Source organism: Streptomyces sp. NPDC107562 (assembly GCF_055657325.1).
Map to the genome: position 1 here is coordinate 678746 of NZ_JBVKBE010000001.1, position 12354 is coordinate 691099.

Consider the following 12354-nt stretch of genomic DNA (forward strand, 5'->3'; position numbering starts at 1 on the left):
CAGTCCCTACTGTGCTGGTGGTGGGAGCCGTGGGCCTGGTTGCCGACCATGTCCTGGCTCATTCATGTAGCGGTCGCTACACCTAAAAATATACATGTAACGGGTGCTACAGTAAAGACCTCACAAAGCACATAAAACGGGCAGGTGAAGTAGCTGCCCCGACCCCTCCAGGACTCATGTCACGCCCACCCGACCCGGCGAAGCGACGCCGCCTCCTCGACCGCGTCCGCGAGTACGTGCTGCGCAACGGACTCGCGGATCTCTCCGTGCGCCGACTGGCGCAGGACCTCGGCACCAGTGACCGGATGCTCCTCTACTACTTCGGCAGCAAGGAACGGATGGTCGCCGAGGCGCTCGCCGTCTACGAGCGCCGGCCCCTGCTGCGCACCCGGGAGATCCTGCGCCGGGTCGGTCCGCCCACCGACGCCGCGGGCCTGCGCCGGCTCCTGGAGGAGATGTGGGAGCAGTTCAACGATCCCGAGGTACGCGTCACCCTTCCGCTCTACCTGGAGATCATGAGCGCCGGCATCCTCCACCCGGACCGGTACGGGCCCCTGCTGGACGACGTCGTCACGGCGTGGACGGACCTGCTGGCCTCGGTCTTCCGTGACTTCGGCATGGACCCCGGCCGGGCTCTGACCCAGGCCACGCTCCTGACCGACGCGGTGTTCGGTCTGCTGGTCGCCCCGCTCGTGGACGACCACTGGGATCGGGCCGACGCGGCCTTCCACGCCCTCCTGGACAGCCTGGAACCCGGCTGGCACCCCGTCATGTCCTGACCGGGGGGAACATTCACCGTCCGGACGCGGTTTTCCGGGCAGCGCAAAAGGAAGGCGAAGCGGTGCACGGTGAGTACAAGGTTCCCGGGGGCAAGCTCGTCGTCGTGGACGTCGACCTCGACCACGGCGTGTTGCGGCAGGCGCGGGTGGCGGGGGACTTCTTCCTCGAACCGGACGAGGCGCTCGACGCCGTCAACCACGCCCTGAACGGTGCTCCCGCCGACACCGACGCGGCCGGACTGGCGGCGCGGATCGACGCCGCGCTTCCCGAGGGGACCGTCATGTACGGCCTGACCTCGGAGGGCATCGCCGTCGCGGTGCGGCGCGCGCTCGCCCACGCCACCGACTGGACCGACTACGACTGGCAGTTGATCCACGAGGGACCGCAGGCTCCGGCACTGCACATGGCGCTCGACGAGGTCCTCACGGCCGAGGTCGCCGCGGGACGCCGGCCGCCGACCCTCAGGGTGTGGGAGTGGGGCGCGCCGGCGGTGATCATCGGCAGCTTCCAGTCCCTGCGCAACGAGGTCGACCCCGAGGGCGCCGACCGGCACGGGATCGACGTCGTGCGTCGCATCTCCGGCGGCGGTGCGATGTTCGTCGAGCCCGGCAACACGATCACCTACTCGCTGTCCGTCCCCGAGGCGCTGGTCCAGGGCCTGTCCTTCCAGGACAGCTACGCCTATCTCGACGACTGGGTGCTCGGCGCGCTCGGCGACATGGGCATCCACGCCTGGTACCAGCCGCTGAACGACATCGCCACCGACCAGGGGAAGATCGCCGGCGCCGCCCAGAAGCGCGTCGTGGGACCCGATGGCGGACCCGGTGCCGTGCTGCACCACGTGACCATGGCCTACGACATCGACGCGGACAAGATGCTCGACGTGCTGCGCATCGGCCGGGAGAAGCTCTCGGACAAGGGCACGAGGAGCGCGAAGAAGCGGGTCGACCCGCTGCGTCGGCAGACCGGCCTGGCACGGGAGGCCGTGATCGCGCGGATGATCGAGTCGTTCCGCCACCGGTACGGACTCAGCGAGGGAAAGGTGAGCCACGAGGAACTGTCCCGCGCGCAGGAGCTGGCGCGGACGAAGTTCACTTCGCCGGAGTGGACCGCCCGGGTGCCCTGATGGGTCCAGTCCTCGCCGATCGTCGTCCGGCGCACTGCCGCGGCCCACGAGTCGTCGGTCACAGCGGACGGCGTCGGCGCTCTCCGCACGAGGCCGCGTGTCGGCTCGGTACGCGCGCCTGAGCGTGAGCCGCTCACGACTCCGCGCTCCGCGTCGCGCCCGTCCGCGACCCCACGCGCGCACCGCGGCCCGAGGGCCACGCGCGGTGCACGCCGACCGACTTGAGGTCCGCGCGGCTGTGCGCCGGGCGCGCGGGCGGAACCCTCGGTCCCGTTCGCGCGGCACACGCCACGACGTCGAACGCGGGCCCCCGCACCCCCGGTCCCGCTGTCCGGCGAGCCCGCACCGAGCGGACAGACCGTAGCGAACGTCACGTTCCCTTCCATACCGCCGCTCGTACAGACTGGTCACCCGTAGCGACCGGCAGCAACGGAAGAACGGGCGGAGCGAAGCGAATGCGGCTCACGCGAATACCCCGGAGCCTCGTGGCCACGGCGATCGTCTCCGGCGTGGCGGTTCCCGCCGTGGTGGGGTCCGGGGCGGCAGGCGCCGCGGCGGCGACGCCGCCGGTGAAGTGCGCCTCGGGCCAGGCCGGGCTGGCGGCGAAACTGCAGCGGGACATCACGGCCTCCCTGGAGCACCGCACCGCCGTCACGGCGGTGTCGCTGCGGGACCGGTCGACGGACACCGTGTGCACGCTCCGGGCGGAGCAGAAGTTCGACTCCGCCAGCATCGTCAAGGTCACCGTCCTCGCGACACTGCTGTGGGACGTGCAGCGGCACGACCGCCACCTCACCCCGCGCGAGGCCGAGCACGCGACCAAGATGATCACGGCGTCGGACAACGCCGCCACGAACGCACTGTGGAAGCAGCTCGGCGTGCCCAAGGTGAAGGCCTTCCTGGCGGCGGCCGGAATGACCAGCACCGTGCCCGGCGGCGACCGGGCCTGGGGCCTGACCCAGATCACCGCCGCCGACACGCAGAAGCTGATGAACCTCGTCACGGAACCCAACGAGGTGCTCCGTGACAAGGCGCGTGCCTATGTCCTGAAGCTGATGAGCAAGGTCGTCCCCGCGCAGCGGTGGGGCGCTCCGGCGGGCGCACCCCGCGCCGCCGTGACGCACGTCAAGAACGGCTGGCTGTCGCGCGCGGCGCACGGCTGGCGGGTGCACAGCATGGGCGCCTTCACCGGCGGCGGCCGTGACTACTCCCTCACGGTGCTCACCCAGGACAACGGCACGATGGACGCCGGTGTGGCGACCGTGGAGGCGGTGGCCCGAGCCGTCCACGAGGACCTCGGCTCCCGGCGCTGACCTGGGAGCGCGTCTCCGGTGGGCGTGCCAGTGCGGGGCGGGTGGCGGCAGAGCTCGCCGTCCGCCCCGCACCGCCGTGTCAGACCCGGTCGGCCGCGATCAGGAGGTACTGGAAACTGCCGTTGCGGTAGGCGTTCAGGAAGGTGTCCTCGATGCCGGTGACCAGGTGGTCGGCCTCGCGGCGCAGGTCCCAGTAGGGGATCGCGGCCTCGGTGAGGTCCTGGACGTGGACGGGCACGAGCCGGTTGCGGGCCATGGCGCGGAAATAGGCCGACCGGGGATGGATGTCGCAGATGTAGTGCGCGTTGATGAGGGAGACCTCGCGGGAGGCCTGGCCGTACGTGTCGTTGTAGCAGCCGGTGATCACCACGTAGCGGCCGCCCCGGCGCAGCAGCCGGGCATGCTCGGCGAAGAGCAGGTCCAGTTCGACGTACATGGTGGACTCGTTGTTCCAGGACGCCCCGTAGGCGCCGGTGGTGAGGCCGGTGTCCAGCATGTTGCGGTGGTGGTAGCGCACCTTGGCGTCGATGCCGCGTGTGCGTGCCTGCTCGTTGGCGAAGTCGGCCTGCTTGGCGGAGATGGTGACTCCGTCGGCATGGCAGCCGTAGCGCAGGTTGGCGACGACGCTGCCGCCGCCCCGACCGCAGCCGGCGTCGAAGACCCGGTCCGTGGGGGAGAGTTCGCCGAGATGGGAGGCGAGGAGCTCGGCCTGGGCGTGTTCCAGCCGGTGCAGTTCACGGGTGATCCGCTCGCGGCGCAGCTCGGCGTCGGGTTCCTCGAGCACCGACCGGTCGGCGTCGCCGACGCCGTAGTGGTGGTGGTACAGGTCGTCGAGTTTCCCGAGTTCGAGGTTGACCGGGTTCTCCTCGGCGTTCCAGTAGTCCGCGATGCGGTTCTGATACGTGGACTGGGTGGGGACCGCCGCGGACGCGGTACCGGTGTGCATGGTGGTCAACGCTGACTCCTTCGTGCTGCGGTGCAGGTGCGTGTGCTGATCGGCCTTCGGCTGGTCGTGCCGAGGGCGTGGTTCACCAGTAGTCGGGCAGTCGGTAGCGGTGGGTGTTGGTGGCGTGCCATTCGTGGTTGCCCGCCACCCAGTCGGCCAGGCCGCGGGCGTAGCGTTCGAGGAGCGGTGAGGTGGCGGACAGCGCGGCGGCCTCGGTCTCGAACGCGTCCATGACCTCGTTGTGGATGTCGACGCTGCGCAGGTAGGCGGCCTTGAGGCCGCACCGGTCGTTCGCGGCCACCACCTGGGGCAGGTTCAGGTGGTCGGGATCGCTCGCCAGTTCCTTGGTGAACGAGTACAGGTCGTTGACGATGGTGGTGGCGTTGCAGGCCAGGACGGTGATGCGCTGTACCTCCGGGCGGGCGTAGAGGGCTTCGGGCAGTTCGTAGCCGTCCACGGCGTCGACGATGGACAGGCAGGGCCGGAAGTTGTTGAACTGCCGCATCACCAGGTACTCCCAGACACGCGGCCTGTGCCGCGTCTCCGACCAGGAGGCCTCCGCGAGGTAGCCCAGGTGCAGCCGGGCGAGGTCGTGCACGAGCCGGTCGGTCTGGCTGGGCGTCGCGACGACCGCGTAGTCCTTGACCGCCCAGTGGTAGGACCGCAGGGGGCCGTCGGCCTGGACGCCCTCGCGCCAGTCCTGCTCCGTCTCCGGGGTGGCGTGGAACGGGTCGAGGGCGGACTGGGCCATGATCAGCCTGCCGCCCAGGCCTCGCCGCGCACCGCCCCTGCCCTCGTCCTCCTCGCAGTAGCAGCTGTCGACGATGTTCTCGGCCAGCAGCAGTTTGCCGGCGACGGTGAGGCGCTCCAGGTCGGCCGCCGCGGGGTGCTGCAGGACCACGGCGCGGCCGAACTGGAACTCGCCGAAGTCCCCGCTCCATGCGGCGGGGAACAGGTCGAGTCCCCGGGCCCAGGCCTCCAGCCGGCGGTCGATCTCCGCGACCTTCTCCGGGTCGGCGGGCGTGGCGGGCCGGTAGGTCAGTCCCGGAATGGCGCCGCTGCGCCGGGCCCGGATGCTCTGTGCGAGGTTCGGCGGACCGGGCAGCGGGATTCCGGCCGCGGTGCTCGATGGGCTGTTCATAGACGTATTGCTCCACCTGGTCAGTCGGCGGTCCGGCCGATCCGGACGTTCTCCAGGACTCCGGCCGCGTCGGGTACGAGGATGGCCAGCGAGTAGTAGGCGGTCACGAGGTAGTTGACGCGGGCGGCCCTGTCGACGCCCATGAACCGGACGTTCAGACCGGGCTGGTGCTCCTCGGGGATGCCGGTCTGGTACAGGCCGACGACGCCCTGGTCGGCCTCGCCGGTGCGCAGCGCGAGGATGCTGGTGGTGCGGGTGCCGGAGACCGGGATCTTGCCGCAGGGGTAGATCGGGACTCCCCGCCAGGCGGGCACCTGGTGCCCGTCGACCGTCGCCGAACCGGGCATCAGGCCCCGCTTGTTGCACTGCCGGAAGAACGCGGCGATCGCCTTGGGGTGGGCGAGGAACAGACGCGTACCGCGGCGCATGGACAGCAGTTCGTCCATGTCGTCGGGGGTGGGCGGGCCGGTGAAGGTGCTGAGGCGCTGACCGTGGTCGACGTTGTGCAGCAGGCCGAACTCCCGGTTGTTGACCAGTTCCCATTCCTGGCGCTCGCGGATCTCCTCGATGGTCAGCCGCAACTGCTGCCGCGTCTGGTCCATCGGGTCGTTGTAGAGATCGGCGACCCTCGTGTGCACGCGCAGCACGGTCTGGGTCAGGGACAGTTCGTACTCGCGCGGTGCGAGGTCGTAGTCGACGAAGCCGCCGGACAGGGTGGGCTCGCCGCTGTGGCCGGCCCGCACCGGCATGTCCGCCTCGCCCTCGCGGTTCACCGCCAGCCGCTGCCGCTCCTCGTGCGCCGCCAGATGCGCGGCGAGCGCCGGCACCCGGACGGCCAGCTCCCCGACCGCGTCGACGGGCAGTACCAGCAGCGTGCCGGCCGTCTCGGCGCGTACCGAGTGCGGCCACAGCGGGTCGGAGCGGCCGATCGCCTCGTCCCCCAGGTGGTCGCCGTCGCCGACCACCCCGGTCACCTCCTCCTCGCCGTACTTCCCGGTGACGAAGCGGGTGAAGCGGCCGTGCACGACCAGGTGGACCTCCGTGACGGGTTGCCCTGCCTCGATCAGGACCTGCCCGGCGCGGACCTCCCGGAGCGAGCAGCGGCCGGCGATCTCCCTCAGGACGTCGAGGTCGGGGTAGCCACGCAGGACCGGCAATGCGGCAAGGGTCTGCGGAACCACCCGCACGTCGTCCGCGCCGTTGTGCTCGAAGTGCACCCGCCCCCGGCCGGGCCGCAGGTGGAGACGGCGGTTGACCCGGTAGGTGCCGCCCCTGACGTCCACCCAGGGCAGCTTCCTCAGCAGCCACCGGGAGCTGATGCCCCGCATCTGCGGCGCGGACTTGGTGGTGGTGGCCAGCTGCCGCGCGGCCCCTGTACCGAGGCTCGTGAGCTCCCGCTCCTCCGGCGCGGGTTCCTCGGTGTCGGGGCCGGCGACGCTGTCCGCGACGGACACATTCCCTCCCAGATGTCGAGCGGCAGTGAGCAGAACGACCGGTGGGGGCCGTGCGCTGCAGCAAGACAATCAGCACGGGTGGGCGGGCGGTACGGCGCGAAAGGGGCGACCTTGCCCCCACGGTGCACAAACATCCCTTACGAGGCGGACGGCGCATTGTCGTACCGCACTCGCGCCCCGCACTCACCACACACGCCAGCCGCACCCGAGGTGACACGCGGCGATCCACTGGGCAGAGGTCCCACCCGCACCGACGCCGTCGCGAATGCGGGCCGGGGCCTCCGGCTTTCTGCTCAAGAGCGCGCCCCGGGCCCAACTGACAGCGGGCGTGCGCATGGTGGCGGCGGGCCGCCACCGGACGCCGCCGGGCAGCCCGCCCTCGACGATCTGACTCAGCGGGAGTCGGAGGTGCTGCGCCTGGTCGGCCGCGGCATGTCCCACACCGAGATCGGCACGGTGCTGTGCCTCGCGGAGAGCACGGTCAAGACACATGTGGGCAATCTGCTGGCCGAACGGGCGCTCCGCGACCGGGCGCAACTCGTCGTCCTCGCCTACGAGTCGGGGCTCCTGCGCCCAGGACGCTGACGGGAAGCGCCCGGCACGGCCCTCGCGGCCGGTCCGCTTCCCGGACGTCCTCACCGGCCCCGGCGGCGCACGCCCCTCAGTGCAGGACGCGCAGCGCGCCCGGCAGCACCCTGGCCTCCACGGGCAGCACCGCCTCGACCTCGCCGTCCGCCCCGTAGGGGATCTCCCGGTCGGCCTCGATGCGTATCTCCCTGCCCTGGACGACGCTCACCTGGGGCCGGTCGACGTGGGTGCCGCTGTCGAGTTCCTTCATCAGGGCGAAGAACAGCCGGCGCGGCGCGTCGTGGATCATCACGACGTCCAGCAGCCCGTCGTCCAGCCGGGCACCGGGTGCGACCAGGCGGGCGGAACCGTAGTAGCCGGAGTTGGCGGCCACCGCGGTGTAGCCGGCGTACGCGTGCTCCCGGCCGTCGACGGTGACCCGGTAGCGGGCGGGACGCCAGGTGGTGATGGCGCGCAGGGCGCCGGCGTAGTAGGAGGCGGTGCCGCGCAGCAGCCGGGCGCGATTGGCGTGGCGGTTGGCGAGCGCGTCGACCCCGGCGTAGACACTGCCGAGGACGACGGTGCGGTCGTGGGCGGCCGAGGTGACCTCGATGGTGTCGACGGCGCGCGGTGTGCCGTCGAGCAGGATCTTGACGAGGCTCTCGGGGTCGCCCGGCAGTCCCAGGGCACGGGCGAAGTCGTTGCCGCGGCCGGCCGGGACCACGCCGAAGACCGTCCCGGTGCCGCTCAGCGCACCGCCGATGCCGCCGGTGATGCCGTCGCCGCCGACGGCGAGCACCACCCGCCCGCGCTCCCCGGCCCGCCTGGCGAGTTCGCGGGCGTGGGCGAGGCTGCGGCTGTACTCGGTCTCCAGCTCGGCGCCGGCCTCCCGCAGCAGCCGGGCCACCTTCAGCAGCGCCGCAGCGCCGGTGGCTCCGCCCGCGGTGGGGTTGACGACGGCGGTGAACTGTCGCATCGATGTGCCTCCGGGCTGGCGATCGTGCAGGGCGGGTGCCGGGCCATGGCCCTACGAGGGACGGGCCGGCGGGGGAGGGGTTGGAGCGAGGGAGGGCTGGAGCGGGGAGCGCGGCCGGGGTCAGTCCGCGGGCAGCAGGACGCCCGGGTTCATCAGCCCGTGCGGGTCCAGCCGTTGCTTGACGGCGCGCAGCGCCGCGACACCCAGGTCGCCGGCCTCCCGCACGTACCAGTCGCGGTGGTCGGTGCCCACGCCGTGGTGGTGCGTGATGGTGCCGCCGGCGTCGAGGATCGCGTCGTTCGCGGCGTGCTTGGCCCGCGCCCAGTGGGCCACCGGGTCCTCGCCCTGCGCCGAGACGACGGTGAAGTAGAGCGAGGCGCCGTTCTCGTAGACGTGCGAGATGTGGCACATGACCAGGGGAGGCGTGCCGCCCTCGGTGAGCGTGCGGGTCAGCGCCTCCTTGACGGCGGCATACAGCCCCGGCAGCCGTGACCAGTACGCGGCCGTCTCCAGCGTCTCCGCGAACGCGCCCGCTTCGAGGAGCGCGTCGCGCAGGTACGGTGCCGAGTAGCGGCCGTGCGCCCAGCGTTCGCCCGGTTCGCCGCCCGCGAAGGTGCCGCCGCAGTCGGCGAGGACCGCCGCCGCGGCCGCCCGGCGCTGCGCGGTGTCGGCCTCGGTGCCCTCGAACCCGACCACGGCCAGGCACCCGGCGCCCTGTTGTTCGACGGCGGAGCCGATGGCGTCCGGCTGGGCGAGTCCGATCAGCGTCTCGGTCTCGTCGGACAGACGCAGGACCGTGGGGCGCGGCCCGTCCTGGGCGAGCCGGCGCAGCGCCGCTGCACCCGCGTCGAAGGAGGCGAACCGCCAGCCCTCGTAGCGCCGGGTGCGCGGGACGGGCCGGACGCGGACGGTGACGGAGGTGATGACACCGAAGGCACCCTCCGAGCCCAGCAGCAGCTGGCGCAGGTCGGGGCCCGCGGCCGACCGCGGTGCCCGGCCGGTGTCCAGGGTGCCCTCGGGCGTGGCGACGGTCAGGCCCAGCACCATCTCGTCGAAGCGGCCGTAGCCGGCGGAGGCCTGCCCGCTGGAGCGGGTCGCGGCGTAACCGCCGATGGTGGCCCACTCGTAGGACTGGGGGAAGTGGCCGAGGGTGAAGCCGTGTTCGCCGAGCAGCGCCTCGGCCTCGGGGGCGCGCAGGCCGGGTTCCAGGGTGGCGGTGCGCGAGACGGGGTCGAGGTCGAGCAGGCGGTTCATGCGCCGCAGGTCCAGGGCGACGAAGGGGACGCGCCGGCCGGGAGCGAGTCCTCCGACGACCGAGGTGCCGCCGCCGAACGGGACGAGCGGCAGGCCGTGTTCCGCACAGGCGCCAAGCAGGGCGAGCACCTCGTCGTGGCTCTCCGGCAGGACGACGGCGGCCGGCGCGTCGGCGGTGTCGCCGGCGCGGATGCGCAGCAGGTCCGGGGTGGACTTGCCGCGGGTGTGCCGCAGACGGGTCTCCGTGTCGGTGCGGACCCGGTCCGCGCGGTCGCCGAGCGCGGACAGCAGCGCCCGGTGGGCGGCGCCGTCCAGAGCGGGTGCGGCGATCTCGACCTTCTCCAGCGCCGCCGAGGCCGTGGGGTGCGGGGTGACACCGAGCCAGTCGCGCAGCAGCCCTGTCACGTCGTCGGGCAGCGGCGTCGCCCTGGCCGGGTCGCCCCAGCCGTTCCACAGCATGTCCATGCCTGTCGTCCTCACACGGTTTCGAGGGTGTGCCGCCGGAGCGGGTCGGGCGTTACACTGTTACACATGGCGCCTATTCGTCACAACAGATCGGTTCCGCAGAACTCCTCCGACAGCGACGTGGTGCTCGACGCCGTGCGGGACTGCGTCCTCGCGGTCGGTGTCCGGCGCACGACCATGACCGACGTGGCCCGCCGGGCCGGCGTCTCCCGGATGACGCTCTACCGGCGCTGGCCCGACGTCCGCACCCTCGTGGGCGATCTCATGACGCGGGAGTGGATCGCCGTGGCGATGGACGCCATGCCCGAGAGCCGCCCGGGCGCGGGCACGCGCGCGCCACTCGTGGACGGCCTCGTGGCCGGCGTCGAGGCGTTCCGGGCCCATCCGCTCTACCAGAAGATCGTCGACGTCGACCCCGAACTCCTGCTGCCCTACATGCTCGACCGGCGCGGCGCCAGCCAGGAGGCACTGCTGGAGCTGCTCGCCGACGCGCTGCGCAAGGGGCACGCCGACGGTTCGGTGCGGGAGGCCCCCGCCGAACGCCAGGCCAGGACCGTCCTGCTGATCCTGCAGTCCTTCGCCCTGTCGCTGCGCACCATGACCGACGAGGACGACCCCGATCTGACCACCGCGGCTTTCCTGGCCGAACTGCGCACCGTTCTGGAGAGGACCCTCACCCCATGAGCCCGACCAGCAGCCCCGCCGCCGGCAGCTCCTTGACCGCCGTGCGCCGCGCCCGTGACCTGACGGGGGCCACCGACGGCCGCGTCGTGGACGTGCTGGTCGTGGGCCTCGGCGCGACCGGCGCCGGCGTGGCCCTCGACGTCGCGGCCCGCGGCCTGGACGTCGTCGCGATCGACGCCCACGACCTGGCGTTCGGCACGTCGCGCTGGAGCTCCAAGCTCATCCACGGCGGGCTGCGCTACCTGGCCTCCGGGCAGCTCGACGTGGCCCACGAGAGCGCTGTCGAACGCGGCGTGCTGATGGAGCGCACGGCCCCTCATCTGGTGCGCGCCCAGCCCTTCGTGATGCCCCTGACCGGGCTCGTCTCCCGCGGACAGGCGGCTTTGACCTGGGCCGGACTCCGGGCGGGCGACGGTCTGCGGCTGACCGCCCGCACGGCCCGCGCCACGCTGCCCGCACCGCGCCGCCTGACGGCCGTCGAGACCCGGCACATGGCCCCCACGCTGCGCCCCGAGGGGCTGCGGGGCGGACTGCTGTCCTGGGACGGCAAGCTCACCGACGACACCCGCCTGGTGACCGCCCTGGCCCGGACCGCCGCCGCGCGCGGCGCCCGCGTGCTGACCCGGGTCCGGGCCCTGGAACTGACCGCGTCCGGCGCCCGCATCCGCGACGAACTCACCGGTGAGGAGGGCGAGATCCGTGCCCGCGCCGTGATCAACGCCTGCGGCGTGTGGGCGGGCGACCTGGTGGACGGCATCCGCATCCGGCCCTCGCGCGGCACCCACCTGGTCCTGCGCGCGGAACGCATCGGACCGCTCCCCGCCGGTCTGCACATCCCCGTCCCCGGTGAGACGAACCGCTTCGTCCTGGTCCTGCCGCAGGACGACGGCCGGGTCTACGTCGGCCTCACCGACGAACCCCTGGACGGCCCCGTTCCCGATGTCCCCGAGGTGCCCGAGACCGACATCGGCTTCCTGCTCGACGTGCTCGGCTCGGTGCTGGACGTCCCCGTGGGTCGGGAGGACGTCGTCGGCGCCTTCGCCGGCCTGCGCCCCCTGCTGGACACCTCGGCGGCAGCGGCGCCCGGGACGACCGCACGCACTGCGGACATCTCCCGCCGGCACGCGGTACTGACCTCGGCGGACGGGGTGGTCAGCATCGTCGGCGGCAAGCTCACCACCTACCGCCGGATGGCGCAGGACGCCGTGAACGCCGCGGTCACCGCCCGTGGCCTGACCGCGGGCCCGTCGCCGACCGCCTCACTCCCGCTCGTGGGCGCGGCGGCGCCCCGCGCGCTCGCCGCGCTGCGGGCGCCGCGCCGCCTGGTCCAGCGGTACGGCACCGAGGCACCGGCCGTGCACGCCCTTGCCGCCGACGATCCACGGCTCGGCGAGCCGGTCGTGCCGGGACACCCCGTCACCGGCGCCGAACTCGTGTGGGCACTGCGCCACGAGGGCGCCCTGGACGAGGCCGATCTGCTCGACCGGCGCACGCGCATCGGACTGGTCCCGGCGGACCGCGCCGCGGCGCTGGAGGCGGTACGTGGGTTCGTCGGGGAGGCCCTGGCGCTGGACGGGTGAACCGGCGACCGCGGGTGCAGTCGTGGGGTGACGCGCGACGCCCGGCCGGGATGCCCTCCGGTCCGTGA

10 protein-coding genes and 1 pseudogene are annotated in these 12354 nt (G+C 72.6%); 6 read left to right on the forward strand and 5 right to left on the reverse strand.

Annotated features, from left to right (window positions below):
- The first annotated feature begins 176 nt into the window (after positions 1-176).
- From ACZ7LV_RS03070 to ACZ7LV_RS03080, 3 genes are all read left to right on the forward strand, one after another.
- The gene (locus tag ACZ7LV_RS03070) at positions 177-779 is read left to right on the forward strand and encodes a TetR/AcrR family transcriptional regulator (protein ID WP_471935102.1); all 603 of its coding nucleotides are present in this window, start codon (positions 177-179) and stop codon (positions 777-779) included.
- Between the two features lie 62 nt (positions 780-841).
- Positions 842-1906 (forward strand): lipoate--protein ligase family protein, encoded by a 1065-nt coding sequence (locus ACZ7LV_RS03075; protein ID WP_471935104.1) that lies wholly within the window; start codon positions 842-844, stop codon positions 1904-1906.
- A 455-nt stretch (positions 1907-2361) separates the two neighbouring features.
- Positions 2362-3219, forward strand: a complete 858-nt coding sequence (locus ACZ7LV_RS03080) for a serine hydrolase (RefSeq protein ID WP_471935106.1) — start codon at positions 2362-2364, stop codon at positions 3217-3219.
- Positions 3220-3298: 79 nt separating this feature from the next.
- Here the strand turns inward: ACZ7LV_RS03080 and ACZ7LV_RS03085 are convergent, their stop codons facing one another.
- The 3 genes from ACZ7LV_RS03085 to ACZ7LV_RS03095 all read right to left on the reverse strand — a co-directional run bounded on the left by ACZ7LV_RS03085 (position 3299) and on the right by ACZ7LV_RS03095 (position 6760).
- The gene (locus ACZ7LV_RS03085; protein ID WP_471936083.1) at positions 3299-4165 is read right to left on the reverse strand and encodes a geranyl diphosphate 2-C-methyltransferase; all 867 of its coding nucleotides are present in this window, start codon (positions 4163-4165) and stop codon (positions 3299-3301) included.
- 82 nt (positions 4166-4247) lie between these two features.
- Complete coding sequence (locus ACZ7LV_RS03090; RefSeq protein WP_471935108.1) at positions 4248-5306, reverse strand: family 2 encapsulin nanocompartment cargo protein terpene cyclase; 1059 nt, start codon at positions 5304-5306, stop codon at positions 4248-4250.
- A 20-nt stretch (positions 5307-5326) separates the two neighbouring features.
- A complete protein-coding gene (locus ACZ7LV_RS03095) occupies positions 5327-6760 on the reverse strand; it encodes a family 2B encapsulin nanocompartment shell protein (protein ID WP_471935110.1) in 1434 nt (477 codons plus the stop codon).
- Between the two features lie 265 nt (positions 6761-7025).
- Here ACZ7LV_RS03095 and ACZ7LV_RS03100 point away from each other — a divergent pair.
- Positions 7026-7345 (forward strand): annotated as a pseudogene (locus ACZ7LV_RS03100) (response regulator transcription factor); the annotation flags it as partial.
- Between the two features lie 76 nt (positions 7346-7421).
- On the opposite strand, the gene ACZ7LV_RS03105 reads toward ACZ7LV_RS03100, so the two are convergent.
- Together ACZ7LV_RS03105 and ACZ7LV_RS03110 are read right to left on the reverse strand one after the other, a co-directional pair.
- Positions 7422-8303: a YegS/Rv2252/BmrU family lipid kinase gene (locus ACZ7LV_RS03105; protein ID WP_471935112.1), complete on the reverse strand. Its 882-nt coding sequence runs from the start codon at positions 8301-8303 to the stop codon at positions 7422-7424.
- Between the two features lie 120 nt (positions 8304-8423).
- Positions 8424-10022, reverse strand: coding sequence for an FAD-binding oxidoreductase (locus tag ACZ7LV_RS03110; RefSeq protein ID WP_471935114.1), 1599 nt, complete (start codon positions 10020-10022; stop codon positions 8424-8426).
- 66 nt (positions 10023-10088) lie between these two features.
- On the opposite strand from ACZ7LV_RS03110, the gene ACZ7LV_RS03115 reads away from it, so the two are divergent.
- Both ACZ7LV_RS03115 and ACZ7LV_RS03120 read left to right on the forward strand, forming a co-directional pair.
- A complete protein-coding gene (locus ACZ7LV_RS03115) occupies positions 10089-10706 on the forward strand; it encodes a TetR/AcrR family transcriptional regulator (RefSeq protein ID WP_471935116.1) in 618 nt (205 codons plus the stop codon).
- Complete coding sequence (locus ACZ7LV_RS03120) at positions 10703-12286, forward strand: glycerol-3-phosphate dehydrogenase/oxidase (RefSeq protein WP_471935117.1); 1584 nt, start codon at positions 10703-10705, stop codon at positions 12284-12286. Before ACZ7LV_RS03115 ends, ACZ7LV_RS03120 begins: the two co-directional genes overlap by 4 nt.
- Positions 12287-12354: the final 68 nt, after the last annotated feature.

Bases quoted from the DNA above. Each gene is read 5' to 3' on its own strand.
- ACZ7LV_RS03070 (WP_471935102.1), top strand. From the start codon at position 177: ATGTCACGCCCACCCGACCCGGCGAAGCGACGCCGCCTCCTCGACCGC.
- ACZ7LV_RS03090 (WP_471935108.1), bottom strand. From the start codon at position 5,306: ATGAACAGCCCATCGAGCACCGCGGCCGGAATCCCGCTGCCCGGTCCG.
- ACZ7LV_RS03110 (WP_471935114.1), bottom strand. From the start codon at position 10,022: ATGGACATGCTGTGGAACGGCTGGGGCGACCCGGCCAGGGCGACGCCG.
- ACZ7LV_RS03120 (WP_471935117.1), top strand. From the start codon at position 10,703: ATGAGCCCGACCAGCAGCCCCGCCGCCGGCAGCTCCTTGACCGCCGTG.
- ACZ7LV_RS03080 (WP_471935106.1), top strand. From the start codon at position 2,362: ATGCGGCTCACGCGAATACCCCGGAGCCTCGTGGCCACGGCGATCGTC.
- ACZ7LV_RS03115 (WP_471935116.1), top strand. From the start codon at position 10,089: ATGGCGCCTATTCGTCACAACAGATCGGTTCCGCAGAACTCCTCCGAC.
- ACZ7LV_RS03105 (WP_471935112.1), bottom strand. From the start codon at position 8,303: ATGCGACAGTTCACCGCCGTCGTCAACCCCACCGCGGGCGGAGCCACC.
- ACZ7LV_RS03085 (WP_471936083.1), bottom strand. From the start codon at position 4,165: ATGCACACCGGTACCGCGTCCGCGGCGGTCCCCACCCAGTCCACGTAT.